Annotated in this window: 19 protein-coding genes and 1 pseudogene; 8 read left to right on the top strand and 12 right to left on the bottom strand. The window is 67.2% G+C overall.

The annotated features are described in order from the left end of the window. Positions 1-218: 218 nt before the first annotated feature. The 3 genes from NU1_RS30650 to NU1_RS30640 form a co-directional block, all read right to left on the bottom strand. Complete coding sequence (locus NU1_RS30650) at positions 219-869, bottom strand: response regulator (protein ID WP_067526937.1); 651 nt, start codon at positions 867-869, stop codon at positions 219-221. Beyond that, positions 866-2,167 (bottom strand): sensor histidine kinase, encoded by a 1,302-nt coding sequence (locus NU1_RS30645; RefSeq protein WP_084521948.1) that lies wholly within the window; start codon positions 2,165-2,167, stop codon positions 866-868. Before NU1_RS30645 ends, NU1_RS30650 begins: the two co-directional genes overlap by 4 nt. 146 nt (positions 2,168-2,313) lie before the next feature. Next, entirely contained in the window at positions 2,314-2,820 is a 507-nt protein-coding gene (locus NU1_RS30640; protein ID WP_067526936.1) for a hypothetical protein, read from the bottom strand. A 176-nt stretch (positions 2,821-2,996) separates the two neighbouring features. Here NU1_RS30640 and lanKC point away from each other — a divergent pair, with 176 nt between their 5' ends. The 4 genes from lanKC to NU1_RS30625 all read left to right on the top strand — a co-directional run bounded on the left by lanKC (position 2,997) and on the right by NU1_RS30625 (position 9,406). After that, positions 2,997-5,600: a class III lanthionine synthetase LanKC gene (lanKC, locus tag NU1_RS30635; protein WP_067526935.1), complete on the top strand. Its 2,604-nt coding sequence runs from the start codon at positions 2,997-2,999 to the stop codon at positions 5,598-5,600. A gap of 385 nt (positions 5,601-5,985) precedes the next feature. Beyond that, entirely contained in the window at positions 5,986-6,111 is a 126-nt protein-coding gene (locus NU1_RS43885; RefSeq protein WP_281221280.1) for a hypothetical protein, read from the top strand. After that, positions 6,108-7,376: an MFS transporter gene (locus tag NU1_RS30630; protein ID WP_067526934.1), complete on the top strand. Its 1,269-nt coding sequence runs from the start codon at positions 6,108-6,110 to the stop codon at positions 7,374-7,376. Before NU1_RS43885 ends, NU1_RS30630 begins: the two co-directional genes overlap by 4 nt. Further along, positions 7,373-9,406 carry a prolyl oligopeptidase family serine peptidase gene (locus tag NU1_RS30625; protein WP_067526933.1) on the top strand — a complete coding sequence of 678 codons (2,034 nt, stop codon included), beginning with the start codon at positions 7,373-7,375 and terminating at the stop codon, positions 9,404-9,406. The genes NU1_RS30630 and NU1_RS30625 overlap by 4 nt, the downstream gene beginning before the upstream one ends. A 182-nt stretch (positions 9,407-9,588) precedes the next feature. Here NU1_RS30625 and NU1_RS30620 read toward each other — a convergent pair whose 3' ends face one another. Together NU1_RS30620 and NU1_RS30615 are read right to left on the bottom strand one after the other, a co-directional pair. Beyond that, positions 9,589-10,674, bottom strand: coding sequence for an NAD(P)H-dependent amine dehydrogenase family protein (locus NU1_RS30620; protein ID WP_067526932.1), 1,086 nt, complete (start codon positions 10,672-10,674; stop codon positions 9,589-9,591). Between the two features lie 19 nt (positions 10,675-10,693). Then, positions 10,694-11,686, bottom strand: a complete 993-nt coding sequence (locus tag NU1_RS30615) for a Rieske 2Fe-2S domain-containing protein (RefSeq protein WP_067526931.1) — start codon at positions 11,684-11,686, stop codon at positions 10,694-10,696. A gap of 141 nt (positions 11,687-11,827) precedes the next feature. Here NU1_RS30615 and NU1_RS30610 point away from each other — a divergent pair, with 141 nt between their 5' ends. After that, complete coding sequence (locus NU1_RS30610) at positions 11,828-12,460, top strand: TetR/AcrR family transcriptional regulator (protein WP_067526930.1); 633 nt, start codon at positions 11,828-11,830, stop codon at positions 12,458-12,460. A 6-nt stretch (positions 12,461-12,466) separates the two neighbouring features. On the opposite strand, the gene xdhC is transcribed toward NU1_RS30610, so the two are convergent. The 5 genes from xdhC to NU1_RS30585 form a co-directional block, all read right to left on the bottom strand. Next, positions 12,467-13,276 carry a xanthine dehydrogenase accessory protein XdhC gene (gene xdhC, locus NU1_RS30605; protein ID WP_157553256.1) on the bottom strand — a complete coding sequence of 270 codons (810 nt, stop codon included), beginning with the start codon at positions 13,274-13,276 and terminating at the stop codon, positions 12,467-12,469. A 1-nt stretch (position 13,277) separates the two neighbouring features. Beyond that, positions 13,278-15,725: a xanthine dehydrogenase molybdopterin binding subunit gene (gene xdhB / locus NU1_RS30600; RefSeq protein ID WP_067526928.1), complete on the bottom strand. Its 2,448-nt coding sequence runs from the start codon at positions 15,723-15,725 to the stop codon at positions 13,278-13,280. After that, positions 15,722-17,218 (bottom strand): xanthine dehydrogenase small subunit, encoded by a 1,497-nt coding sequence (locus tag NU1_RS30595; protein ID WP_067526927.1) that lies wholly within the window; start codon positions 17,216-17,218, stop codon positions 15,722-15,724. The genes xdhB and NU1_RS30595 overlap by 4 nt, the downstream gene beginning before the upstream one ends. Positions 17,219-17,931: 713 nt before the next feature. Further along, positions 17,932-18,435 carry a nucleoside deaminase gene (locus NU1_RS30590; RefSeq protein ID WP_067526972.1) on the bottom strand — a complete coding sequence of 168 codons (504 nt, stop codon included), beginning with the start codon at positions 18,433-18,435 and terminating at the stop codon, positions 17,932-17,934. A 351-nt stretch (positions 18,436-18,786) separates the two neighbouring features. Further along, a complete protein-coding gene (locus NU1_RS30585; protein ID WP_067526926.1) occupies positions 18,787-19,239 on the bottom strand; it encodes an alpha/beta hydrolase in 453 nt (150 codons plus the stop codon). 266 nt (positions 19,240-19,505) lie between these two features. On the opposite strand from NU1_RS30585, the gene NU1_RS30580 reads away from it, so the two are divergent. The 3 genes from NU1_RS30580 (at position 19,506) to NU1_RS30570 (ending at position 22,856) form a co-directional block, all read left to right on the top strand. After that, positions 19,506-20,618, top strand: coding sequence for a flavin-containing monooxygenase (locus tag NU1_RS30580; protein WP_067526925.1), 1,113 nt, complete (start codon positions 19,506-19,508; stop codon positions 20,616-20,618). A gap of 64 nt (positions 20,619-20,682) precedes the next feature. Continuing rightward, on the top strand, positions 20,683-22,311 hold the full coding sequence (locus tag NU1_RS30575) for a LuxR family transcriptional regulator (RefSeq protein WP_067526924.1): 1,629 nt from the start codon (positions 20,683-20,685) through the stop codon (positions 22,309-22,311). A gap of 65 nt (positions 22,312-22,376) precedes the next feature. Next, positions 22,377-22,856 carry a VOC family protein gene (locus NU1_RS30570; RefSeq protein ID WP_067526923.1) on the top strand — a complete coding sequence of 160 codons (480 nt, stop codon included), beginning with the start codon at positions 22,377-22,379 and terminating at the stop codon, positions 22,854-22,856. 68 nt (positions 22,857-22,924) lie between these two features. On the opposite strand, the gene NU1_RS44395 is transcribed toward NU1_RS30570, so the two are convergent. Beyond that, a complete protein-coding gene (locus tag NU1_RS44395; RefSeq protein WP_281221281.1) occupies positions 22,925-23,704 on the bottom strand; it encodes an MSCRAMM family protein in 780 nt (259 codons plus the stop codon). Positions 23,705-23,794: 90 nt separating this feature from the next. Then, positions 23,795-26,086: pseudogene (locus NU1_RS30565) on the bottom strand (MMPL family transporter); the annotation flags it as partial. Positions 26,087-26,364: the final 278 nt, after the last annotated feature.

The following is a 26,364-nucleotide window of genomic DNA, read 5'->3' as shown; positions in this document are numbered from 1 at the left end:
TCGAGCGCAGTCGATCTTCCCCGGAAAAGCGAAAGTCCCCGACCTCGGTCGGGGACTTTATATGTAACCGACGGTTACATATACTTCCTGTCTGGTACTCGACAGGCATTCGAGAAGCTTGCAAACCACGGTACCACCTCTGATGCCCGTGCGATGACCGGGTCCACCGAAGCGGGGCTGATGACCGTTCGACTCGGTGGACTGTGCCCGCCCTCGCGTCAGGTCATCAGTCCGCTCTGATACGCCAGGACAACGGCCTGGGTTCGGTCGCGGGAACCGGTTTTCGCGATCACGTGGGCGACATGGGTGCGAGTGGTCGCTTCGCTGATGAACAGTTCGGCACTGATCTCGGCGTTGGAAAGGCCACGCGCCATGAGTACCAGCACTTCTCGTTCCCTGGGTGTCAGGGTAGCCAGTGCCACCGGTGCGGCGACGGCGTGCGGTCCGGTGCGGCGTAGGGCGGTGAGGACATTGCCGACGATAGCGGGGTCGAGCCAGCCATCGCCCGCGGCGCAGCAGCGAATGGCCTGCACGAGGTCGGCGGGGGCGGCCTGCTTGAGGAGGAAGCCGCTCGCACCCGCGGCGAGTGCCTGTTGGACGGCGGTGTCCTCGTGGAAGGTGGTGAGTACCAGAACGGCTGGCGGATCAGGCGTGGCGGTAATCGCCCTGGTGGCTGCCACGCCATCCATGATCGGCATCCGAAGGTCCATCAAGACCACCTGGGGTGCGAGGGTTTTGGCGGCCTCGATGGCGGTGGCGCCATTGCCGACGTCGGCGACCACTTCGATATCGGGAGCCGTGCCGAGGAGTAGGACGCAGCCCGCGCGCACAAGCGCCTCGTCCTCGGCTATGAGCACGGTGATCGTCACGACAACTCCATCGGTGCGGTGGTGGCGGCGGGCACGGTGGCATGAACGCGCCAGCCGTCGTTGTCCGGGCCGCCGGTCAGCTCACCGCCCAGGACGTCCAGACGTTCGCGCAGGCCGCGCAGTCCCATGCCGGACGACAGTGTCGCGGGTGCCGGTGTCGGCTGGCCGCCGCGGCTGCGGACGGTCAGGTCGAGCGCGCGATCGGTCCAGTCGATGACGAGTGTGACCGCCGCGCCCCGCCCCGCGTGTTTGATGACATTGGTCAGTGACTCCTGAACGATCCGATAGGCCGCGAGGTCCGCGGCGGGGGACAGTGGCCGCGCGGTACCGGTCCGGTCGACGCGGATATCCAGGCCCGCGTTACGCGCGGATTCGAGCAGCCGTTCGATATCGGCGAAACGGGCCGCGGGCGGGTCGGCCGGAACAGTCGAACGCAGCAGTCCGAGCATGGAGTGCAATTCGGTCATGGCCTGGGCACCGGCCTGTTCGATGACCTCGAGCGCCTGCCGCACACGAGGATCGGCTCCGCCGCAGACGGCCCGGGCGGCACCCGCGTGCAGGATCATCCCGGCGACCGCGCCGCTGACACTGTCGTGCAATTCGTGGGCGAGCCGCAATCGCTGTGCGGCGAGCGCCTTCTCGGCCTCCGCCGCGAGTCGTTCCCGTTCGGCGCGCGCATGCTGTTCGCGTGCGTGCGCCAGCCTGCCCAGGCCCCAGGCGATGGACAGGATTATCGCCCACGAGGCCGCGGCGGTGGCGAAGTCACGCAGCTGGGCTTCGGGTGCGGCGGACTGCGCGGTCCGGTAGCCGAACAGGCCCAGCGGCAGGGCGGCCGCGATCAGGACCAGCCGGGCGGTGGGTCCGGGTACCCGGGTCGCCACCGCATAGGACGCCACCAGCAGATAGGCGAATGGATAGTATTCCGGGACAAACAGATTCACGCTGGTGTAGAGCCAGGCCAGCACCCACACCCCCAGCGGGAACCGGTGCCGCAGCAGTAACACCGCGCACAGGGCGGCCGCAGCGGCCGGAACCACCCACAGCGGCAGCACGCCGCCGCCGATCAGGTCCCGGTCTCCACTCCAGAAGGCCAAATCCACCGCACCGGTGACGATTACCAGCGCCGCGTCCGCGATCCGATCACGCACGACAGGTCGCTGTACCCGATCGGCCGCCCGTCCTGCGGCGTCCACGCTCGAGGGTTCGGGCCCCGCCGTGGTTCCTGCGCGCACCGACACGGCGGCCCGTGCGCGCGGGTCGCCGCGAACCCGTCGGCCCGCCGCCACCTGCCGCCTCATGACCAGCAGTTTCCCATGAATGCGCTACCTTCGCCCCGAAGTACGGGGTACGAGCGCTACATCCTTCGACCGCGTCGCCCGGTCGGGTGTTCTTCCCGCTCCATCCGCTGAAACAGCGTTCCGCGCCGAGGAATCGGCGGACGGGTTCACCCGCCGCCGAAGAGGCGGGAGAGCCATCTGAGCGGATCCTCCACGGGAAAACCGCCCAGGCCGGGCACAAACCCCACCTCGTCGATGGCCTCCGCCGCAGGGATATCGGGCGGCCGCGGGGTCTGGTCGAACACCACGCGCACGGCAGCGACTATGTCGGCGTTGGTCGGTTCCAGGAACGGCTGCACACCCAGCGGATCGTCGAGTAGTGCGACCGGGACGCCGTGTGCGGGAGCCATCGAAGCCACCGCGAGCTCGAGCAGCACCAGATCCGGGGCGTCGGGTACCACCCTGATCCGGGCCACATCGATGACCTCGCCGATGTCGTGCTCGGCCGCGAAGATACCGACCCGCAGCCGCCGCGGCCCGTTCGCCAATGCCTGGTTCAACGGCCGATGAACCAGGGCGAACTCCGGTTCGAGCAACGTTGCCGCGCCGAGGAATTCCCCGGTGGCCCCGCTCTCACCGACCGCGTGCACCACCACCGAGGTCCGACTGGTCATGGGCCGCAGTATCGCACGAATCGCGGTGCTACAGCAGGGCGATGAGAGTTCTCATCGCGCCACGGTAGGCGCGGAACACCACAGTCGACCGATTCGCGCGAGTGCGCTGTCCAGCCATTCTTTAGTCATTCGATTCCCCCGGCGAATAGGCCGAATCCGAGAAGAGCTGAACCGCAATGCTTCACGACACGGCGTTCACGTTCGCCCACCCCGACTACTACGAGCCCTTCGATCGCACCGATCCGGGCCGACGGTACAACCCGACCCGGCCACCGGCCGGCTGGACCCGCCACGAGTTCGAGGTCTGGACCCAGTGGACGCCGCCGCACACCGAACTGCCCGCACAGGGTTGGAAGGTGCATGTGTCGAGTGCGCTCGGTTCCGCACAGCAGGTACTCGATGTGGTGAGCGCCGCGTGCGTCGAACTCGGCGTCGCGTTCAAACATCTCACCGGTAAGCAGTACTTCCTCTGGATGCACGGCAAGCATGGCAGCCGCGTGCAGAGCGGCAAGTTCTGCGCCCTCTACCCGCCGACGCCGCAACTCGCGTATGCGCTACTCGAACGGCTGGAACGCGAATTGGCCGGTGTCGCAGGGCCATACGTGCTCACCGACCGGCGATTCGGAACGTCGCGGTGTGTGTCCTACCGCTACGGCGCGTTCCGCGCCCGGCACCGCCTGCTGCCCGACGGCACCCGGGTTCCGACCATGCTGGGCCTCGACGGTACCGAGGTTCTCGACGAGCGCCGCCCCGAATTCCTGCTGCCCGCAGGCATTTCCGATCCGTTCGGCCCGATTCCGGAGGCCGAGGGTGACGATGAGGTGAGCTTCCACGGCTACGCCTTCGAGTCCGTGCTGCAGACCAGCAACGCGGGCGGCGCGTACCGGGCCCGCCGCGCCGACGGCACCGCCGTATTCGTGAAAGAGGCTCGTGCACACAACGGATACGCCGGTGACCAGGACGCACGCGAACGCCTCGAGCGCGAGTACTTGACACTGCGCGCCCTGCACGCCGCGGCACCCACCCTGGCCCCGGAACCGGTCGAGCTGTTCACCGAATGGGAGCACACCTTCCTCGTCACCGAATTCGTGCCCGGCCGCACCCTCGTCAAATGGATGGTCGCGACATCACCGGTGATCCACTCCGGAGAGGATCCGACGGTGTTCGCCGACTACTACCGGCGGTGCACACACATTCTCGATCAGCTCGCCGCCCGGCTGGCCACCCTGCACGAACTCGGCTACGCCTTCGTCGACCTCTCGCCCGCCAATATCCTCGTCGATGACGAGGACACGGTGCGGCTCATCGACTTCGAAGCCACACAGCCCGCCGACCACCCCCTCGGCCTGCTCGGCACACCCGGTTTCGAACCACCGGAATCGCGGTCGCCCCGCGACCGGGCGAAAATCGATCCACTGCACGTCGACGCCTACGCGCTGAACGCGATCGCGCAGCTGCTGGTCTTCCCCATGCACGAGACCGCCCGGCGCAGTCCGGAAACCCTCGACCACCTGTACGCGGATCTGGCCGAACTGTGCCCACCACCGCAGGAGTTGTGGGCGGCCGTGCTGCGGTCGCGGCCCGCATCGGAGTCGGCCCGTCTGCTCACACCCGCCCAGGTGCGCTCCGCACCCGATGACGCGGTGCGATGGTTGCGCGACCGCACCGCCGACGCGCTGGAACGCATGGTCGATCTCACCAATCCGCGCTGGGTGTATCCGACGGCACCGCAGGGATTTCAGACCAATACTCGGTGCGTGGCCTACGGCACCGCAGGTGTGCTGCACGCGCTGCGCGCCGCCGGTCGCGAGGTCGATCCACAGGTGGTCGAGCGATTGCGCGCCGACGCCCTGCGTGACCGACATACGACCGGACCGGGGCTGCTGTTCGGCAATGCTGGAATCGCCTGGGTCCTCGATGATCTCGGCGAGCGCGACGCGGCGGCGACCCTACTCGCCGAGGCCAGCGGCCACCGGCTCGTGACCGAGGCAGCCGGATGGGGCGGCGGTGCGGCGGGTGTCGCTCTGACTCACCTGTCGTTCTTCCACCGCACCGGCGACCCTGACCATCTCGACGAGGCCCAGCGGCTACTCGACGCGCTACCCGACGGCGATGCGCTCACCCCTGTACTCGGGCCGGACAATCCGTCCGGTCTGGAGCACGGTCGGCCCGGCATCGCGCTGGCGCTGTACTACCTGTCGGAGTTCACCGGCGCGGACGAGCCGTTCGAGCGCGGGATACGGCTGCTGCGCGACGAACTCGTCCACGCCGAGCCACTACCGGTCGCTGCCACCGGCTTTCGGGTCTCGGCGACAGACCGGCGCAATATGCCGTATCTGGCGTGTGGCAGCGCGGGCTACCTCCACGTGCTGGCGCGCTACCTCGGCCGCCGCCCCGACCCGGAACTCACCGAACTGTCGCGCACTTGCGCTCGCGCCGTAGACATCCGATTCACCGCGAGCCCAGGTCTATTCCGCGGACAGGCCGGAATGGTACTCGTGCACGCCGACATCGCCGCCCGTTTTCCGGACCAGAACCTCTTGCCGGACGCACCCGCCCGCGGGGCCGCACTGTTCAAATACGCGATCGCGAGCGAGTCCGGCGTCCGCTGGCTCGGCGGCCGCGGGCAGCGACTCAGTGCCGACCTGGCCACCGGTTCCGCCGGGATCCTGCTGGCCCTGCAACACGCCACCGCTGGTGTCGCCGACCCACTGTTCACTCTCGACCACTGCCTCGAAACCGAGCGACTCGAACGGCCGACGGCCCCACAGACCGCCTGACCACGACATAACCACAGGACAGGAGGGAGGTGAACAACATGACCAACGTACTGAGGCTCCAGCTGCAGTCCGACCCGGAACTCAGCGACGACGCACCGATCAGCACCACCAGCATCCAGCACTGCGTCGCCGACGAGGTAGAGCTCTGACTCGGCAACCAGAACCCGAACCATGAACCGAGAGGAGGTGAATGACATGACCAACGTACTGAAGCTGCAGTTGCAGTCGGACCCGGAGTTCGGCGACGACGCACCGATCAGCACCGTCAGCGTCCAATTCTGCATCGACGACGCGGAAGTGATGTAAGGCAAACGACTCGCCGGGCACGGGGACAAACCCGCGCCCGGCGAAATCCATCTGTACAGAATCAAAATCAGGAAAGTACATGGAGATCCAGAACCCGATCGCACTCGCGGTCACGGATACCGACTATGGCCTGATCGCCGACGCTTCGATCAGCGTGCTGTCCCGTCGTCTACTGCGACGACGCGTATTTCGGGTGAAGCCATGAACGGATCAGCGATCCTGGCCTCGCCCAAAGCCGATCTGCGGCGGTATCGGATCGCGCAGGCGGCCTCGACATTCGGCAGCGCCCTCACCGGCACCGCGGTCTCCGTGGTCGCGGTGGTCGGGTTGGGTGCTGGGCCGCATGAGGTTTCGCTCATCGTGACCAGTGCGATGATCCCGCCGCTGCTGCTCGGTCCGGCGGCCGGGGTGCTACTGGACCGGGTGCGCAGACCGCGTCGATTGCTGCTGGCGGCCGATCTGGTCGCGGCGGCGGCGGTGGCGTGCTGTGCGGCGGCGATGAGCGCGGGTGTGCTGACCGTGGCCGGGCTGGCCGCGCTGACCTTCGTTCTGGGCCTGGCCCGGGTGGTGATCGAGGGCCTACATTTCGGTCATCTGATCACACTCGGCGTCACCGATCTCGGACGGGCGCGCGCGGGACTGCAATCCACGACCATGGTGTCGCGATCGGTCGGCGCCGCGGTCGCGGGCCCACTGGTCGCCACCGTCGGTGCGGCGGCGATGTTCGCCTGCGATGCGCTCACCTACCTCTTCAGCGCCTACTTCCTCACCCGACTCACCGCACCCGATCGGCGGCCGACCCAGCAGCGGCACGGCTTCGGTCGCGAATTCCTCGACGGTATCCGGGCATTGCGCGGTCACGCCCTGCTGGCGGGCTTGGCGCTGTACCTCTTGGCGGGCGGGGCCGCCTCGGGTGGCGGCACTGCGCTGCGGGCGGTATTCCTGCTCGACGAGGTCGCGTTACCCGTTGCGGTCTACGGGATTCCGGCCGTGGTGGCGACATTGTCCGCCGCCGCCGGGGCCCTGGTCGCGCCGCGCCTGCACGCGCGGGCGGTGCCCCCGCGCCGGGTGCTGTCGGTCGCGGTTCTCGGCTGTGCGATCGGCACCGCCGCACTGCCTTTGGCGACGGGACCGACCGCGACGGTTCTGCTCGCCGCCTGCCTCGGTGCGGCGGTGCCCATGTTCTTCGGCGCGGTGCTCAATATCGCGCTGGTGACGGTCATAGGGGAGGGCGTCGGCGACGGGTACTTCGCGCGGGTCGGCGCACTGCTGTCCACCGGGACAATGGCGGCGGGTCTGCTCGGCGCGCTGCTCGGCGGCGTACTCGGCGAACGATTGGGGGCTCGCACCGGAATCTGGGTGTTCGTCATCTTCGATCTGGTCGCGGCCCTCGCCTTCCTCCTCGTCGTCGGGCGTGCTCCGGCGGCCGGTGAACTCGATGCCGGGTCGATGGCGAAGGCGGTGTCATGACCGCCGAGTATCCACACGCTCCCGAATCCGATGCGTGGGATATCTTGCACGGCCAGCGGATTCCTGATCCGTTCCGTCGGCTCGAGGATCCGGACGATCCGGACAGTCAGGTGTGGGTAACGGCCCAGCGGCAGCTGACCGACCGCTATCTCGACGCCCTGCCCGGCCGGGAACGCCTACGGAAGGTACTGCGCGACATCGTCGTTGCGGGACCGACCGCCTCGCCGGTCAAATCCGGCGGCGAACGCCGCTTCCGGGTCGGCCGAACGCATCCGGCGGGACCGTGGCAGCTACAGGTCGCGGACGGGCCGCAGGCCGACTGGCGGACGTTGCTCGACGGGTCGACGCTGGGCGCGGGCGCGATTTTGCGGCGCTGGGTGCCGTCACCGGACGGTCGGTTCGTGGCCGTCCAGGCGAGCCTGGGCGGGTCGGAGGACGCCACTCCACTCGCGCTGGTCGACGCCGCGACCGGCGCGGTGGTGCGAACATGTGCGCTGACCCGGTACTCGCCGGTGGAGTGGCTGGCCGACGGCAGCGGCTACTTCTACGTTCGCCGTCACGACAACCGTTGCGGCAGTGGCGTATACCGGCACCAGCTGGGGACCACGCCCGACGACGACGTACCGCTCATCGGCGACGAGAACCCGGTCGGCCGCTATCACCTCACCTTCTGGCACGACCGCTGGCTCGTGGTCACCGGCCGATCAGGCACCAGCCGAACCACCCGCGTAGTCATAGTCGATGTGGCCGAAGGCGGTCCACCACGGCCGCTGGAGCTCGGTGAGCTCTCTTCGGTCGGGGTCGCTGTCGACGGTGCGGGCCGGATCCTGGCAATCTCCACCGCCACCTGCGAATTCGGGCAGCTACTCGTCGCCGATCCGCTGCCGGCCGGCGATTGGGGTCCGTGGCGGATACTCGTCGACGCCGACGAGTCCGCGGTGCTGGCCGCGTTTGCGCTGGCCTCGACCGGCGACGGCGACCGGCTGCTGATCCTGCGCACCCGCGACGGGTACGCGGAGCTGTCGGTTCACGACGCGGAGCGCGGGACCTGGCTGCTCGACGCCGAACTGCCCGGTGCGGGAACGGTCGCGGCGCTCGAGGCCGCCGAGGAACCGGGCGTGCTGCTCCTGAGCTACACCGACTGGATCCGGCCGCTCGGAGTGTGGCGACTGGATCTGCGCTCAGGCCGAGTCACCGCCACCGAACCGGCCCCGCGTTCGCTGCCCGGAATCACCGTCACCCGAACGACGTACCGCTCCGACGACGGCACCGAGGTGCCGGTGACGGTGCTCGCCCCGAGCGGACCTCGGGTGCCCCGGCCCACCATTCTGAGCTGCTACGGCGGTTTCGGCATCACCTTCCGGCCGGGCTATCAACCGGACGGACTGACCTGGGTGTTGGCTGGCGGGGTCATGGTCATCGCGGGGGTGCGCGGCGGCGGTGAACGCGGCCGCCGCTGGCATCGCGACGGCTCGGGCGTCCATAAACTCAACGCGTTCGCCGATCTGCACGCGGCAGCGGACTGGCTGGTCGAGACGGGCTGGACCGGACGTGGCGAACTGGCGCTGCTCGGCGGCAGCAATGGCGGATTGATGGCGGTCGGTGCGATGGTGCAGCGGCCCGGGGATTACGCCGCGGTCGTGAGCGCGGGTGCTCCGCTGGATATGGTGCGCTATGAGCGGTGGGGCCTCGGTCGTGCCTGGCGCGAGGAGTATGGCTCCGCTGACGACCCGGCGGACCTTCCTGTCCTGCTGCGGTATTCGCCGTACTACAACGTCACCGCGCGGACGGGGGAGCCGCGGTGCGATTGGCCACCAGCGCTGTTCACCACCGGTGACAGCGATACCAGGGTTCCCCCGGTGCACTCCTACAAGATGGCGGCCGCGCTCCAACGCGACAGTGGCGGGCCCGTCCTGCTGGATGTGATCGCGGGCAAGGGGCATGCGGGCGGCGGTCCGGCATCGGACCACGCGCTCATCTGCCTACTCGCCTTCGTCGCCCACCACACCGGGCTGCGGCTCGACGACTGATATCCGGTCGAGAGCCGCTGCGGCACTATACGATTCACTGCGCGAGGTCGGTCCTCGCCGGGTATCCGACGTGTTTGGCCGGATCCGCTACTACGAGGCGTGGATTCCGGCCAAAGCACGCCGGAATGACGAAGTCGGGTGGGCGACGCGCCATATCGGCTCCAGTGACCGACAGCGGGCTGTCACGGCTTGAATCGACCGGCGAATCCGCGCAGCGGTAGGTCGGCGCTGGTGAGAATGCCCGGCGGGGCGGCGACGACCGAACGGATGGAATTGAGGGCGGGTAGCCCGGTGACGGTCATGCCGATGGAAGCGAACGAGTCCGGATTCGACAGGTCGACACCGGGCTTGGGGAAGATCATGTGTTTGGTGTAGATGCTCGGGTCGCCGGTGATCTGGGTGATGTAGCAGCCCTTGATATCCCACTTCGGGTCGGTGTGCGGGGTCATCTGCCATTCGAGGTGGGTTTCGATGCGGGATACGCCGTCGACCATGCCCTGATATTTGATGTAGTTCGCGCCGAGCGAGCCCTTGGGCATGAAATACCAGCCCAGGTCGATATCCTTGGTACAGGCGCCGAGTTCGGCGCTGAAGGTGACCTCGTCGAGTTCGAGATCGAAGCAGTCGGCCATCATGTACACCGAATCGGCGAAGACCCGGGTGAATTTCTCCAGCGAGCCGGGAATCGACGGGTCGTCGATGGGGCGGCCGTAGCCGACTTCCTTCCAGGTTTCGACCGAATGGTGGCAGGACACGTCGACGGATTCGATGACGGTGACATTCTCGATATCGGCGACATCGCAGGAGTGCGCGACCGCGAGAATCTGGTTGAGCCCGGGATTCATTCCGGTCCCGTAGAAGGTGGAACCGCCACGCTGACACGCCGATTCGAGCACCTCGGTGACCTTCTTCCCCGACGGGTGCGGGTGGTTGCGGTCGCGGTGATAGCCGGTAATCCAGTCGGCCGTGGTCACCACATCGATACCCGCTTCGAGGACCCGTTCATAGAGGGCCTCGTCGGGGAAGACGCCGTGGAAGGTCACGACATCGGGTGCGGCGGCGATGATCTCCTCGACGGTGCCGGTGGCCGTCACGCCGATCGGTGCCATGCCCACGATCTCCCCGGCATCGCGGCCGATCTTGTCGGGGGAGTAGCAGTGCAGGCCGATCAGCTCGAGATCGGGGTGGTTGCCGATGCGTTTGATCATCTCGGTGCCGACATTGCCGGTGGCGACCTGGAATACGCGAATCTGCTTGTGGGTCTTCATCTCGGATTATGGCCTTCCGTCACTGCGGTGTCGGTGCTGGATAGAACTGGGCGGCCCAGTGCCGCAGCGCCTTGAATCCCTGAAATTCCTTCTGCGACAGCCCGGGTGGGTCGGAGTAGCGCTGGTGAGCCCAGATGTGGATATCGGCTTCGAACTGCTCGATAACGGCCCGTGCCACCTGCTGTGCCCGGGCGGCGGCCCTGGGGTGATCCTCCCCGGGCGGACGACCGATCCACACCGAGAAGCGCACGTCGGAGGTTTCCTCATCGACAGGTGTGACCGCCGAGAGCGTGCGGTTGTCGATCATGCCCCAGCTCTTGGTGACCGCCACCCCGAGTCCGGCATTGATGGCCTGGACACCGCTATTGATGTCGGCGGCGGCGGCGCTGTCGTCGAAGGCGATCGTGAAATCCACGTAGGACACGGGGTTGTCGAAGTCCTGGCGGGTGAATGTCGGGGTGATCGGGACCTTGTGGACGTACTTGAAATGCGCGAAGTCCACCCCGTTCTCCATGATGTACTGCGGGTGTAATTCCAGTTGCGGCCGGTAGATCGTGGACGCGGGGTAGGCCGGGTAGTAGTCGGCGGCACTCATCTCATCGTCGAATCCGGTGAAGACATCGGGAACCTCGAAGTGCGGCGGCCGACCGTCGACATCGTGCCAGATCCAGATCGACTCGTTGCGCTCCACGACCGGGTAGCCGCGTATGCGCCTGCCCTTATTGGGATGCGTCTCGTACGGAACGCGGACATTGCGGCCCTCCCGATTCCACTCCCAACCATGGAACGGGCACACGATGCGATCGCCTTCGACATGACCGCCGAAACCCAGGTGCGCCCCGAGATGTTCGCAGTAGGCGTCCATGACGGCGACCTGCCCGTCCGCCGATCGCCACGCGATCATCTCGCGCCCGAAGTACTTCAACCGGTGGACGGCGCCGACGCCGACCTCGGCCGCCCACGCGACCTGGAACCAGCCCGTCGGCTTCATCGATAGGGGAGGTTTTGCCATCGCGGCGGTCCTGTCATCCGTACTGGGTGGACGAATCCCACGGTAGAGACCGCGAAGATATTTTGCAAGAGGGTTCTGTCAAACTGGAAAAGCTCCAGCCCCAAGGGATTCGAGGAGGATGCGATGGCTAGGATCCGAGAAATGACCGATGCGGGTACGACAGGCAGGCGCAGCAATAAGCGAGGCATCGCCACCCGCGAGAACATGCTCGAGGCGGCCCTGGTCGCGCTGGCGACGGGCGATCCGAGCGCGGCGTCGGGCAACCGCATCGCCAAGGAGATCGGTGCGACCTGGGGGGTGGTGAAGTATCAGTTCGGCGATATCGACGGACTGTGGGCCGCGGTGCTGCACCGCACGGCCGAACGCCGCGGTGACCTGCCGGTGCGAATCGACCCGGCGGCCTCGCTGCGCGAGCGCGTCACCGGCATTATCGAGCTGCTGTACACCGGGCTGAGCGAAACCGATTCCCGCGCCATCGAAACGCTGCGAGCCGCGCTACCTCGCGACCATGCCGAGTTGGAACGACTCTACCCACGCACGGCCGCAGAGCTCGCCTCGTGGAAACCGCTGTGGTACAACGCCTGTCAGCAAGCGTTCGCCGATCTGGATATCGATCCGGTCCGGGTGCGCGAAATGGCGACCCTCATTCCCGGCGCGGTGCGCGGACTCGTCTCCGAGCAACAACTGGGCACCTACGCCGATCTCGACGAGGCCCGGCGTGGTCTGATCAATGCCATCGTCGCCTACCTGGAGCCCTCCTCAGGACTCCGATAGCAGCGATCAGCGGCGGACCTGTTCGAACGTCCGCAGCAGATCCGCCGCGACGCTCACCGCGATGGTGGCGGGCTCCTTGCCGGTGATCTCGGTCAGTCCGATCGGGGTCTTGATCCGGTCGATGGTGGCGGCGTCGTGGCCACCCTCGGTGGCCAAGCGCTGGCGGAAACGCGCCCACTTGGCGGAGGAGCCGATCAAACCGATCGAGCCGAGATCGACGGTACGCAAAGCGGTATCGCACAGGGCGGCGTCCTCGGCGTGATCGTGGGTCATGATCAGCACGTGGGTGCCCGACGGTAGCTCCGCGAGCACCTCTTCCGGGAGCAGCAGGGTGCGATGCACCTGGATATCGGCCACCGCGTCCGCGAGCACAGCGAGCCGGTTGTCGGTGAGCTGCTCGGGACGGGTATCGATCAGGTGCAGATCGAGGTTGTGGCGGGCCAGGATGCGGGCCAACTCCAGCCCGACGTGCCCGACGCCGAAGATCGCCACCGCGGGCAGTACCGGCAGCGGTTCGAGCAGGACGGTGACCACCCCACCGCAGCACTGCACGCCGTGCTGGTTGGTGACCTTGTCATTGAGCGCGAACTCCATCAGTTCCGGCTCCGCGTCGGCCGAACCGATCAGTTCACGGGCCCGATCGATCGCGACGGCCTCGATATTGCCGCCACCGACCGAACCCCACGCCTCGGTCTGTCCCACCACGAGTTTGGCCCCGGCCTTGCGGGGCGCGTGGCCGCGCACGGTCGCGACGGTCACCAGCACGCCGGATTCCCGGCGTGCTCGCAACCGCGCGACCGCGGCCACCCAGGTCATGTCAGGCACTGCTCAAAGCGCTTGCGTCGGAACGGGATTTGCCATTGCCCACGGGCACGCCGCTCCCGTTGCCGTCGGCGTTGACGGCCGAACCGGCGCGGACGTGACCGTTTCCGGAGATATCACCCCGGCGGACGGACTCGATCGCCCAGTACACCGCCTCCGGCGTCGCGGGCGAAGCCAGCTCGACACTGATACCGCTCGGCCCGAACGCCGCGGCGGCTTGGCGCAGTGCCTCACGCACCGAGAACGCCAGCATCAGTGGCGGTTCGCCCACTGCCTTGGATCCGTAGACCGCGCCCTCTTCGGTGGCGTTCTCCATCAGCGTGACATTGAATTCCTCGGGCATCTCCGAGAAGCTCGGCAGCTTGTAGGTGCTGGCGGCCTGGGTCAGCAACCGGCCCCGGTTCGGGCCCTCGCTGGTATCCCAGCGCAGATCCTCCAGGGTCAGCCAGCCCGCGCCCTGCACGAATCCGCCCTCGACCTGGCCGATATCGATCAGCGGGGAGAGGCTGTCGCCGACATCGTGCACGATATCCACGCGTCGAATCCGGTAGGCGCCGGTGAACCCGTCCACCTCCACCTCGGTGGCGGCGGCGCCGTAGGAGAAGTACTTGAACGGTGAGCCCTGGAAAACCTTCGCATCCCAGTGCAGACCCTCGGTCCGGTAGAAACCGGAGGCAGACAACTGAACCCGCTGCATGTAGGCGGTGCGCACGAGGGTGTCCCAGTCCAGCTCCTGCTCGCTGCCCAGGACCCGGGCCACCCCCTCGACAATGCGCACATCCGAGGCGTTCGCGCCCATCTGGGACGCGGCGACCTGTACCAGGCGCGTCCGCAACTGCTCGCAGGCGTTCTTGATGGCGCCACCATTGAGGTCGGCGCCCGCGCTCGCGGCGGTGGCAGAGGTGTTGGGCACCTTGTCGGTTCGCGTCGGAGCCAAGCGCACCTTGTGCAGCGGGATGCCGAGGGTGGTCGCGGCGACCTGCATCATCTTGGTGTGCAGGCCCTGGCCCATCTCGGTGCCGCCGTGGTTGATCAGGACCGAACCGTCCTTGTAGATCAGCACCAGCGAGCCGCCCTGGTTGAAGGCGGTCAGGTTGAACGAGATGCCGAACTTGATATTGGTGATGGCCAAGGCGCGCTTGGTGTTCGGGTGCTCGGCATTGAACGCCGCGATCTCACGCTGCCGCTCGTCCCAGTCGGCGCTGTCTTGGACCTCGTGCCAGATCCGGCCGATCCGGTCGGTCTGGCCGACCGGCTGCCCGTACGGCGTGGACTGGCCCGGCTGGTAGAAGTTGCGCTCGCGCAGATCGGCCGGATCCAGCCCCAGCAGTGGCGCGCACCGACCCAGGATGTCCTCGATGACCAGCATGCCCTGTGGACCACCGAAGCCACGGAAAGCGGTGTTGGAGACCGTATTCGACTTGGCGATGCGACCGGCGACATGCGCGTTGGGAATCCAGTAGGTGTTGTCGATATGGCACAGCGCGCGGGCCAGCACCGGTTCGGACAGGTCCAGGCTCCAGCCGCCGTCCGCGGTCAGGGTGGCGTCCAGGGCCTGGATACGACCGTCGGCGTCGAAGCCGATGCGCCAGCCCGCGTGGAAACCGTGCCGCTTACCGGACATGGTCAGATCCTGAGTGCGGTTGAGCCGCAACCGAACCGGGCGACCGGTCAGCTTCGCGCCGAGTGCGGCGACGGCCGCGAACCCGTGCGGCTGCATCTCCTTACCGCCGAAACCGCCACCCATGCGCAGACACTGCACGGTCACCTCGTGGCTGTGCAGGCCCAGGACGTGCGCGACGATTTCCTGGGTCTCGGACGGGTGCTGGGTGCTGCTCTGAATGAACAGCTGCCCGGACTCGTCGACCTGCGCCAGCGCGCAGTGGGTCTCCAGGTAGAAGTGCTCCTGGCCCTTGAACTCGAATTCGCCGGTGAACACGTGCGCCGAATTGGCGAAGCCCGCCTCGATATCGCCGCGAATCATGGTGGGCCGCGCGCCGTGGAAACTCTCGGCGTCGATCGCTTCGCGCACCGAGACGATCGCGGGCCGCTCCTCGAGATCCACCTCGACGGCCGCCGCGCCCAGCCGGGCCGCCTCCAGGGTGTCGCCCAGCACCCAGGCGACCGCGTGGCCGTAGAACATGACCTCTTCCGGGAACAGCGGCTCGTCGTGCTTCATACCGGCGTCATTGACGCCGGGCACGTCGGCGATGGTGAGCACGCGCACCACACCGGGTACGGCGAGCGCGTTCTCGGTGCGCACGGCGGTGATCCGGCCGCAGGCCTTCATCACCTGCACGGGGAAGGCGTGCAGCACGTCCTTGGTGCGGTACACCAGGTCGTCGGTGTAGAGCGCGGTACCTGTGACGTGCAGCGACGCACTTTCGTGCGGCAGCGGCAGGCCGACCACAGGGCGCGCTGGGCGCTCGGACAGGGAGCTCATGACAGCACCGCCTCGGTGGTTTGCGCGTACAGCTTCAGCAGGCTCTGGCCGAGCATCGCGGATCGGTAGTCGGCACTGGCACGGTGATCGCTCATCGGGGTGCCCTCGGACCGCAGCACCCGGGCGGCGGCCTCGACGGTTTCGGGGGACCAGGGCAGGCCCACGAGTGCGGCCTCGGTATCGCGGGCGCGGATCGGGGTGGCGGCCACGCCACCCAGGCCGATGCGCGCCGAGCGCACCTTCCCGTCCTCGAGGTCCAGCGCGAAAGCGACCGCGACACTGGAGATATCGTCGAACCGGCGCTTGGCGATCTTGTGGAAGGCCGTTACCGGTGCCAGCGGCAGCGGGATGCGCACGGCACGGATCAGCTCGTCGGGTCGGCGCACGCTCTGCCGGTATCCGGTGAAGTAGTCGGCCAGGTCGATCTCGCGCTCACAGTCGACCGAGGCGAGCAGCACCGACGCACCGAGCGCGAGCAGCGCGGGCGGGCTGTCACCGATGGGGGAGCCGGTACCCAGGTTGCCGCCCAGGGTGGCGGTATTGCGGATGAGCCGGGAGGCGAACTGCGGGAACAGCTGTGCGAGCAGGGGCACGCTGCCGTCGAGGCGTCGTTCGATCTCGGTGAGCGGTACGGCCGCGCCGATTTCGATGTGATCGGATGCCACGCGCAGCTCGCGCAATTCCGGGAGGCGATCGATTCCGATGGCGTAATCCGCGCGCTGGGCCCGGATATTCACTTCCACGCCCCAGTCGGTGGCGCCGGCGACGAGTACCGCGTCGGGGCGCTCGCGCATCAGCCGCACCGCGTCGGCGAGGGTCTCCGGTCGCTGGAAGGTGCGGCCGTCCCGGGTGTATTCGGTGGCGACCGGTGCGGGGGCGGCCTGCTCGCGGCGCTGCGCGAACGGATCGTCGGCACTGGGCGCACCGAGCGCGAAGGCCGCGTCGCGGATCGGGCGGTAGCCGGTGCAGCGGCACAGGTTTCCGCTCAGCGAATGCAGGTCGAAGCCATTGGGGCCGTGTTCGGCATCGTGCGTGTGCGGTTCGGCGGCGACCGGATCCGCAGCCGTGTCCGCCGAATCGGCGCCCGCGCAGCGGTCGGGACGGTAGTACTCCGACGCCATACTGCAAATGAATCCGGGTGTGCAGTAACCGCATTGCGAGCCACCGCGAACAGCCATCTCCCGCTGCACCGGGTGCAGGGCGGTGGGTGTGCCCGAGCCGTCGAGGGTGCCGAGTCCTTCGGCGGTGACGATCTCCTGGCCGTCGAGGGCGGCGACCGGGACCAGGCAGGCGTTGGTCGCGACCCAGTCGGTGGGCTGGTTCACGCCCGGGCGGGCCACCATGATCGAACAGGCGCCGCATTCACCCTCGGCGCAGCCTTCCTTGCTCCCGGTGAAGCCGCGCTCCCGCAGGAAATCCAGGACAGAAGTATGGGGTGCGGCCGGGGAAATCGGGGTGACCTTCCCATTAACCGTAATTCGCGCCGCTACCATGGCACATCCTCATTTCGGTGCGCGGTCGATCTGATAATCCTAGTCGCCATTTCAGAAGCTTTCTATTTCGGTGGCGCAGCCCGAGAACCCGGAGCGCGAATTGGCACGCGATGACGTGCCGCAGGCGGTGACAGAGATCGAAAGGTGCCGGGGCCGCGATCGGGCACGCCGGAAGGGCCGCTCAGCAGCCGTGCGCTACCCGACCCGGAACCCAGGCAGTCCGGTGAGCGAGGCGACGCAGGTCGGAGATGGTCGACATCCGATTTCGCCTCCTCTCAGCTGCTCACGGGTCGGTGTGTTCGAAATTACGTTGCCACGGGTTCATCGGTCAAGCTGACGTGCGGAGGCCAGGAACAGTCTGGAGGAATCTCCGACAAACCCAGCCCGCTCCGCCTGCCGTATCGGCTCATCGTACAAAGGGATTTGGCCGCAATGTTTCTCGCGGTAAACACGTCGTTGCGAATTATGACGCGAACCGGTCCGAGCTCACCGCAGGTGCGACGTATCGTTCAGTAATCGCACGGAGGTATTTCCGTCCCCGTAATAGGCCACCGCCGATACCGACGCGGCCGCCAACTCCATCCGGAACAGCGATCGGGGCGGTGCGCCCCGTGCCAGCCGGACCAACGTCCGCAGCGGCGCGACATGAAATGGAGCTCTCCCGCTGACTGCGGGGAGAGCTCCGATTCGGCGAGTCCCGAGGGACCGGGTTCTCAGTAGTCGATACGGTCCGACTTGGCCAGCCACGCGTCGAACGGCGCCATCCGGTTCGGCATATCCAGCCGTTCGATGCTGGTCGGCCACATCGATTCGGGCTTCTTCTCGAACAGGTCGTAGAACTTGCGGTCGTCGAAACCGGCCAGCGCGGCGTCGTCGCGATCGGCGGCGAAGATGATCCGGTCGACGCGTGCCCACAGTGCCGACGACAGGCACATCGGGCACGGCTCACACGAGGTGATCAGGACGCAGCCCTCGAGGGAGAACGTGTCCAGCTGCTGACAGGCGGCACGCATGGCGTTGACCTCGCCGTGTGCCGTCGGATCCAAGGTCGAGGTGACCTGGTTGTGTCCGGTCGCGACAATCTCGCCATCCTTGACGATCAGCGCGCCGAACGGACCGCCGCCATTGTGCACATTCTCGGTGGCCACCCTGATCGCCTCATCCATCCAGGCCCGCTCGAGCTCCTGAATGCTCGCTTCTCGGGTGTGCGCGGTCATGGTCACTCCTTCTCGGATACGGATGCTGGGCCTTTGCGTCCAGTGCTTCCGCCCATGTATCGGGTCGGAGGAACTCCACGGCACTCATCCCTTGCTGTATTGCAACGTGTGTGAGGAGTACACCTCCAATCGAGGGCAGTCAGCTAGGGGTGGAAGCCATGAAGAGGGCTGTGGGCTGAGACCGGCATTTCGTAGACTTCTACAACGCCCGGTCCGTTCGCGAGGTCACCGCCCGAAAGGCGGTGCTGACCAACCGCTGAGCCGCGACCAGATCCGGTAACTCGTCGGATGCCGACCGCTATCCCACCGCTGCCCTGAACAGGGCAGCCGCGGCGTCGGCGGCGGGCTCGATCACCTGCGGGTCGTCGTAGAAGTCGATTTGGCCGGCAGAGTCCAGCCACAGTTCGGATTTGTCGGACCCCACGGTGCTTCGCGCAGCGGCATCGCCACGTCTGCGTTGTCCGCCGCTACCGCCGGGATCGTCTCGACGACACCGGTGGCCAGGCGGCGTTCCCGGGCGCGACGGCCTCGCTCGCGCACGGCGGGGTCCGCGGTAGCGGCCGCGGCGTCGGGGTAGACCCCGGCAACCCCGGCGAAGGCCCGAATCCGCGGGTCGTCGGCGACTGCCCGCGCCATGTAACCGGCGCCGGCACACACTCCCAAGGCGACCACCGACGTCCCCGCGAGCCGCTCGTCGACCCGCAGCGCCGATACCGCCGCACCGATGTCGGAAGCCTTACCCAGTGGATCCTCCAACTGCCGTGGTGTTCCCTCGCTTTCGCCGAAGGTTCGGCTATCGAACACCCCGCGACCGCGAGCCCACCGGTCCGAAAGGTGATCCGCTCCTTCATTGCTGCTGCGGCCGATGCCGCAGCGACTGCTGTCGGTCCACAGATCCTTTGCCCCCGTGATGGATACCGTGGCCGCACCTCGACGGTTCGACCCCACCCGCCTGATGTGCGTGGGTCTACCCATGCCGGTCGAGCCGGGGATGGGTAGATCGCCCGATGCGCGATCGCGCGCGTCACTCCTAGCGTCAGAGGCCTCACCAGCACTAATAGGAGGCCGGAATGACCACGCAGTACATCGAGACACTTATTGTCGGGGCCGGGCAGGCAGGGTTGTCCACCGGCTACCAGCTGCGGCGGCTCGGGCGGCCGTTTCTGATCGTCGACCGTGGTAAACGGATCGGGGACAACTGGCGCAGGCATTACGACTCGTTGCGGCTCTACACCCCGGCCAAGTACACGGGGCTGCCCGGGATGGCATTCCCGGCGGCCGACCGGTGGAGCTATCCCGGCAAAGACGAAGTGGCCGACTACCTGGAGCGGTACGCGCTGCAGCACGATCTTCCGGTCCGCATGAGTACCGGTGTCGACCGGCTGATGGCCCGACCCGGCGGCGGCTATATCGCGCACATCGGCGGGGACACGATCACTTGCGACAATGTGGTGGTCGCGACCGGCCCCTTCGGCCGTACACCGTCCCGACCGGAATTCGCCGCGGAGCTGGACCCGGGGCTCACCCAACTACATTCCAGCGAATACCACCGGCCGAGCCAACTGCAGGAGGGACCAGCGCTGGTGGTCGGCGCCTCGCACTCGGGGACCGATATCGCCTACGAGCTGGCGACCACTCGGCCGACCATCCTGTGCGGGCGCGATTGCGGTGAGATTCCACTGCGCTGGGACTCCCGCCGGATCAAGCTGGCGCTACCGGTACTGGTGTTCCTGTGGCGCCATATCATCACCCGTCGCACGCCGATGGGGCGAAAAGAGATGCGGGCGGTGCGATTCCATGGCGGGCCGATGCTGCGCGTCAAGCGCGCGGATCTGGCCGAGCGCGGTGTGCGGCGGCTGACCGGGCGCGTGGCCGGGGTACGCGACGGGCTGCCGGAAATGGACGACGGCACCGTACTGGATGTGCGAAATGTCGTCTGGGCCACGGGCTTCCGACACGTATTCGACTGGATCGAGTTGCCGGTGATCGGCGACGATGGCTGGCCGCGGGAGTACCGCGGCGTGGTCGACGCGGCACCCGGGCTGTTCTTCTGCGGCCTGAGTTTCCAGTACGCGTTCTCCTCGATGGTGTTCCCCGGAGTGGGCCGGGACACGGCGTACGTCGCGCGCCGGATCGCCGCGCGAGCGCAGGATCGGACCGGAACGCGCGAAGCGGCGGCCTGACACCGACCGCTGCGCACCCACACCGTGATGTCCAGCGCGTATCCTCCCTACCAGGTGATATGCGATGGGTGTCGTCGACAGCTTGGTATCGGCTCGGAAGGCCTACGAGCGGCGGGAGTGGCTGGCCGCGTTCGCCACGCTGTCCGATCTCGACAATGACGCACTCGATGGCGCCGATTTCGAGCGACTGGCGACGGCCGCCTATCTGACCGGTCGTACCAACGACAGCATCCTGGCGCAGCAGCGCGCCTACCAGCTGCATCTGGATGCGGGCGACCGGCTGGCGGCGATCCGCAGCGCATCCTGGCTAGCGCGGACCCTGGTGACCAACGGTGAGTCCGCTGTCGGCAGTGGGTGGGTGGCCCGCGCGCGGCGGCTGCTCGAGGAGGTACCGGGCGATGCGGTCGAACGCGGATATGTCCTGCTCGCGGTGATGCTCCACCATGTTTTCGCGGGCGAGTTCGCCGCTGCCGCCCGATACGCCGACGAGATCACCGAATACGGACGGAACTTCGGCGAACCCGACCTGACCGCAACGGGACTGTCCTCCCAAGGCCGGTTGGCGCTGTACTCCGGGCACGTTCGGGAGGGGCTGGCGCTCATGGACGAGGCGATGGTCTGCATCGCTACCGGCGAAGTGTCGCCGGTATTCGTCGGCCATGTCTATTGCACGATGATCGAGGGATGCCAGGAGATCTCCGACTTCGGCCGGGCCGAGCAATGGACGATGGCACTGACAACCTGGTGTGCTGATCAACCGGGCCTGGTGATGTTCACCGGTCAATGTGCCGTACATCGCGGGCAGCTGATGCGGATGCACGGCGCCTATGACGCGGCACTGGAAGAGTTCGGGCTCGCGGTACGCCGATACACCGCGGCGCAGACAACAGCGGCCGCGGGCTTGGCGATGGCCGAACGTGGGGATGTATTACGCATTCGCGGCGCTTACGACGCAGCCGACCACGCCTATCACGACGCCCTGGCGTATGGCCACGAACCGCAGCCGGGACTGGCGCTGCTCTGGCTGGCTCGTGACCGAACCGCGGCGGCGCTCGGTGCCGCACGACGCCTGGTCTCCGAGGCGAGCGATCCCGTGCACCGATCCCGAATGTTGCCCGCGGCGATCGAGATCTTGCTCGCTGCAGGCGAATCCGAGGAAGCGGCCGGCCTGAGCGGGGAACTGACCCGGATCGGTGCGGATTTCGGCTGCACCGCGCTGCGGGCGATGGCCGGCCACGCCAGTGGCTGCGTCGCACTGGCTCGGGCCGACTACGGCACCGCCATCGCCGAGTTGCGCCGCGCGGCACGCACCTGGTCCGAACTCGGCGCACCGTACGAGACGGCGCGGTGTCGGGTCGCGATCGGCCGCGCGGTGCGCGCGCTCGGCGACGAGGAATCCGCCTGCTCCGAACTGACCGCCGCCCACCGCGTCTTCGCCGAACTCGGCGCCGCCTCGGCCGAACAGGCTGCGGCCGAACTCTTGCGCCCGTCCGCGCCCTGCGGGCTGACCGCTCGCGAGCTGGAGGTGCTGCGACTGGTGGCGGCCGGGCACAGCAATCCGGAGATCGCGGCCGCGCTGGTGCTGAGCGAAAAGACAGTGGCGCGGCACCTGTCGAATATCTTCGTCAAGATAGCCGTCACCTCGCGCACCGCGGCAGCCGCCTTCGCCTACGAGCATCGACTCCACCGATGAGTTTCCGGTTCCGTGACCGTCTCAACTGATGGCAACACCCACACAAGAGTGAGGAAAAGATTGCGATGAGTGGATTGGGAATCTGTCTCTGGTTCGACGACGAGGGCGAGGAGGCGGCGCGCTACTACACCTCGATCTTCAAGAATTCGAAGATCAATTCCGTGGTGCCCTACGGTGAAGCCTTCCCCGGTAAGGCGGGCCAGACCATGGTGGTGGACTTCGAGGTCAATGGGCAGAAGATCACCGCCCTCAATGGCGGCAAGATGGATTGGTCGTTCAACGAGGCGATCTCGTTGATGATCGACTGCGAAGACCAGGCCGAAGTCGACCACTATTGGAACGCGCTCAGCGCCGACGGTGGTCAGGAGGGCCCGTGCGGCTGGCTCAAGGACAAGTACGGCGTGAGCTGGCAGATCACCCCGAAGCGCTACTACGAGTTGGCCGACCCCGCCGACCCGGCCCGCGCCGACCGCGTCAACAAGGCGTTGGAGTCGATGAAGAAGATCGACCTCGCCACGCTGGAACGCGCCGCGGCAGGGGGGTAGCGGCGAAAGCGCCACTGTGGTGGCGCACCGGAAACGACGAAAGCCGTTGCGGGAGCAGCGGCTTTCGCTCATAACAGCTCCGCGTGTTCGTCGGCACCGAAACCCAGCCGTACATCGTGGGCTACTTCGCTGCCGGTAATGGTCACCTGGCCGGTCACCAGCGGATAACCGCGGGCCACGACGGTGTACTCGCCCTCGGGCAGGTCGGCCACCGTGTAGCGGCCGTCCTCGTCGGTACGGGCGGTGCCGACGGTCGCACCGGACCAGTCGAGCACGGTGACCCTGGCGTCGCACACCGCCTGGCCGTCGGCCCGCACCGTTCCCGACAACACCGCCATCGGCGCCAGCTCGACGTCGAAACGTAGGCGGCCGCTGTCCGGCACGGTCAGTGTCGTCGCGGTAGGCCGCATTCGGGCGGCGACCGCCACGAACGTGTAGGTGCCCGCCGGCACACCCGGACAGGCGTAGGCGCCGTCCGCGGCCGTCACGGCGGCGCCGACCACCTCACCACGCAGGTCGGTCACGGTGACCGTGGCACCTGCCACCGGCTCGTGCGCGGCCGTGCGCACCACACCCGACAACTCGCCGGACCCTGGCAGGGTGACGTCGACGTGTAGCGCGCCGTCGGCCACGGCGGTGACGTTCACCGCGGCCGGTTGATGCCCGTTCGCCGCGACGATCAGGACATAGCTTCCCGGCGCGGGCGACTCGAGGAGGTAGGTGCCGCCACCGTCGCCGGTGGCACGCGAAACCTGATGTCCACGAGAATCGATCAGTGTCAGCACCGCGTCCGGCACCGGGTGCCCGTCCGCGCGGCGGATACAGCCACCGATCGTCCGACCGCGCACCGAGGCGACGACCCGTTCGGTCGTCACACCTGGCAACCGTTGCGCCCCACTGCCGTTCGTGTCCGAGTCGGGGACACCAAGTGCGCCTTGATCGGACTGCGGCTGCCGCAGTTCTCGCAGCTTCGTGCCCTCGACGTCGATATCGGGCAGCATGCGGTCGAGCCACCTCGGCATCCACCAGGACCACCTACCCATGATCACCAGCAGGGCCGGGACCAGCACCATGCGCACCACGAAGGCGTCGATGGCGACACCGGCGGCCAGTGCGAAGCCCATGGACTTGGCGGTGGCATCGGATTCCAGCAGGAAGGAGCCGAACACCGAGATCATGATGATCGCCGCCGAGGTGACCACGCGGGCACCATGGTGGTAACCGGAGATCATGGCGTCCCTCGCCGACTTGCCCTGCACGTATTCCTCGCGCATGCGCGTCACCAGGAACACCTGGTAGTCCATGGCGAGACCGAATACCAAGCCGATCAACATGATCGGCAGGAAGCTGATGATCGGCTGCGGATCGGCGATCAGGCCGAAGGTGCCTTCCTGGAAGATCAGCACGGTGGCACCGAAGGTGGCCGCCATGGAGAGCAGGAAGCCCAGGGCCGCGGTGAGCGGGACCAGAATGGACCGGAACACCAGGATCAACAGGACGAAGGCCGCAGCCGCCACGATCGCTAGATACGGGACGATCTTGCCGAGCAGGACGTGGTCCATATCGGCGTAGATGGCGGTGGTGCCGGTAATGCCGTACTCGATACCGTAGCGCTCGATCAGTTCGCCTTCGGCGGCGCGGGCGTCGCGCACCAGATCCTTGGTGTCCTGGTTGTTCGGCCCCGATCTCGGGACACCGTTGAGCATGACGCCGAGCCCGTTCGCACTGAACCGCGGCATGGTGACGTAATCCATCTCCGGGAACTCGGCCAGCCGGTCGCGCAGCGCGGTGACCGCGGTTTCGCGCTCACCCTCCGGCACGTTCGCCAGATCGGCGGCCACGGTCAGGATGCCGTTGCTGCCTTCGCCGAAGCCCTCGGTCCTGATGTCGTAGGCCTGCCGGACCGTGGAGTCGGTAGGGAAGCTGTCCTCACCCGGCAACCCCAACTGCAGGCCGAGTGCCGGACTGGCCAGTGCGGCCAGTGCGGCCACGGCGATGACCAGTGCGGCCCATGGTCTCTTACCGATCAGGCGGGCCACCCGCATGCCATTGGTGACGGAGGTGTCGTCGTCGGGGTCGTGCTCGGCGACCAGTGGCATCTTCGGCTTGAACAGGATGCCGCCGAAGGCGCCGAGCAGGGCGGGCATCAGGGTGATGGCGGTGAGCACGGCGAAGAACGCCGCGATAGCGCCACCCAGGCCCATGAAGGTCAGGAAGTTCACCCCGACGACGCTCAGCGCCCCCAGGGCGACAATGACGGTGAGTCCGGCGAACACCACCGCGGATCCGGCGGTGCCGACGGCAATGCCCGCGGCTTCTTCGGGCCTGTCGGTGACCTGCAGTTCGTGCTTGTAGCGGGAGACGATGAACAGTGCGTAGTCGATGGACAGCGCGATCCCGATCATCGACGCCAGGAAGGTCGTGAAGCTCGGGACCTCGATGATCGAGGTGCCCAGTGAGATCACCAATATGGCCGCACCCAGGCCGACGAGGGCCGTAATGATCGGCACGAAGGCGGCCACGAGGGCGCCGAAGGCGATCACCATCACGACCAGTGCCACGCCCATCCCGATCATCTCGGCCTGGCCGCTGGGCTGCTCCTGCACCTGCTGGATGGCGCCGCCGATTTCGACGGTCAATCCCCGCTCGCGTGCGGTGTCGGCCACGTCGTAGGCGGCACGGCGCTCCGCGTCGCCGATATCCGTCGATGAGGCGATGTCGAACGGCACCGTGAGCACGGCGACGGTGGCCGGGGCGTTCTCGTTCAGGACATTCAGCGGCGCACCCGCGCACACGGCCGGGTCGGCGTCGGTCAGGCAGCCCATCGCCTCGGTCGCGTCGACCGGATTCCTCAGTGCCGCAGCGTCCTTGTCGGTGACGAGCTTCGGCGTGCCGTCGTCGACCGACAGCGCCTTCAGATCGGTGATCAGCGCGTCGATGGCGGCGCGGTTGTTCTTATCGGTCAGCTTCGTACCCGCGGGCGCCTTGATGACGTAGGTACCGGTGACGGCGTCGATACCGAACTGATCGGACATGCCGGGGAACTGTTTGTCCAGGATTTCGGTGGCGCGTTCCGACGGCAGCGACGGCATGCTGAACTCGTCGCTCATCGGTTGACTCAGCGAGCTACTGGCAAAGCCGAGCACTCCGAGGAGCACGAACCACACGGGCAGAACGATCCACTTGCGGCGGAAGGCGAATCTGCCCCACCGATAGAGGTATACCGACACGAAAGGGTTCTCCTAGACGTAACCGGATAGCGCTGATTTCCGGGCCCGTGTACAGCACCTTCGCGGCCCGCTTGCATGCGAACAGCTCCCCCCGACGTCCTCTCTCCAGCTACCGAACGGTATGGCTGGTAGATCGAAAACAGTCGAAAGCGGAGGAGTAACCTCAGATTTCGAGAGACCTTACCGCATGAAAAATCGACACCGCCGTCGGCCAGAGCAGGCTCCGGCTGCTTCGGAATGTTGACCTGCAGCCCGACCACTGAATCACACCCCACCAC

Source organism: Nocardia uniformis NBRC 13702 (assembly GCF_001613345.1).
Classification (GTDB): Bacteria; Actinomycetota; Actinomycetes; order Mycobacteriales; family Mycobacteriaceae; genus Nocardia; species Nocardia uniformis.
Note: the sequence above shows the minus strand (reverse complement) of the source record. Positions and strands in the feature narration are given on the sequence as shown.

Coding starts and splice junctions, on each gene's coding strand:
- NU1_RS30645 (WP_084521948.1), bottom strand. CDS start 2,167: ATGAGGCGGCAGGTGGCGGCGGGCCGACGGGTTCGCGGCGACCCGCGC.
- NU1_RS30640 (WP_067526936.1), bottom strand. CDS start 2,820: ATGACCAGTCGGACCTCGGTGGTGGTGCACGCGGTCGGTGAGAGCGGG.
- lanKC (WP_067526935.1), top strand. CDS start 2,997: ATGCTTCACGACACGGCGTTCACGTTCGCCCACCCCGACTACTACGAG.
- NU1_RS43885 (WP_281221280.1), top strand. CDS start 5,986: ATGGAGATCCAGAACCCGATCGCACTCGCGGTCACGGATACCGACTAT.
- NU1_RS30630 (WP_067526934.1), top strand. CDS start 6,108: ATGAACGGATCAGCGATCCTGGCCTCGCCCAAAGCCGATCTGCGGCGG.
- NU1_RS30625 (WP_067526933.1), top strand. CDS start 7,373: ATGACCGCCGAGTATCCACACGCTCCCGAATCCGATGCGTGGGATATC.
- NU1_RS30620 (WP_067526932.1), bottom strand. CDS start 10,674: ATGAAGACCCACAAGCAGATTCGCGTATTCCAGGTCGCCACCGGCAAT.
- NU1_RS30615 (WP_067526931.1), bottom strand. CDS start 11,686: ATGGCAAAACCTCCCCTATCGATGAAGCCGACGGGCTGGTTCCAGGTC.
- NU1_RS30610 (WP_067526930.1), top strand. CDS start 11,828: ATGACCGATGCGGGTACGACAGGCAGGCGCAGCAATAAGCGAGGCATC.
- xdhC (WP_157553256.1), bottom strand. CDS start 13,276: ATGACCTGGGTGGCCGCGGTCGCGCGGTTGCGAGCACGCCGGGAATCC.
- xdhB (WP_067526928.1), bottom strand. CDS start 15,725: ATGAGCTCCCTGTCCGAGCGCCCAGCGCGCCCTGTGGTCGGCCTGCCG.
- NU1_RS30595 (WP_067526927.1), bottom strand. CDS start 17,218: ATGGTAGCGGCGCGAATTACGGTTAATGGGAAGGTCACCCCGATTTCC.
- NU1_RS30590 (WP_067526972.1), bottom strand. CDS start 18,435: ATGACCGCGCACACCCGAGAAGCGAGCATTCAGGAGCTCGAGCGGGCC.
- NU1_RS30580 (WP_067526925.1), top strand. CDS start 19,506: ATGACCACGCAGTACATCGAGACACTTATTGTCGGGGCCGGGCAGGCA.
- NU1_RS30575 (WP_067526924.1), top strand. CDS start 20,683: ATGGGTGTCGTCGACAGCTTGGTATCGGCTCGGAAGGCCTACGAGCGG.
- NU1_RS30570 (WP_067526923.1), top strand. CDS start 22,377: ATGAGTGGATTGGGAATCTGTCTCTGGTTCGACGACGAGGGCGAGGAG.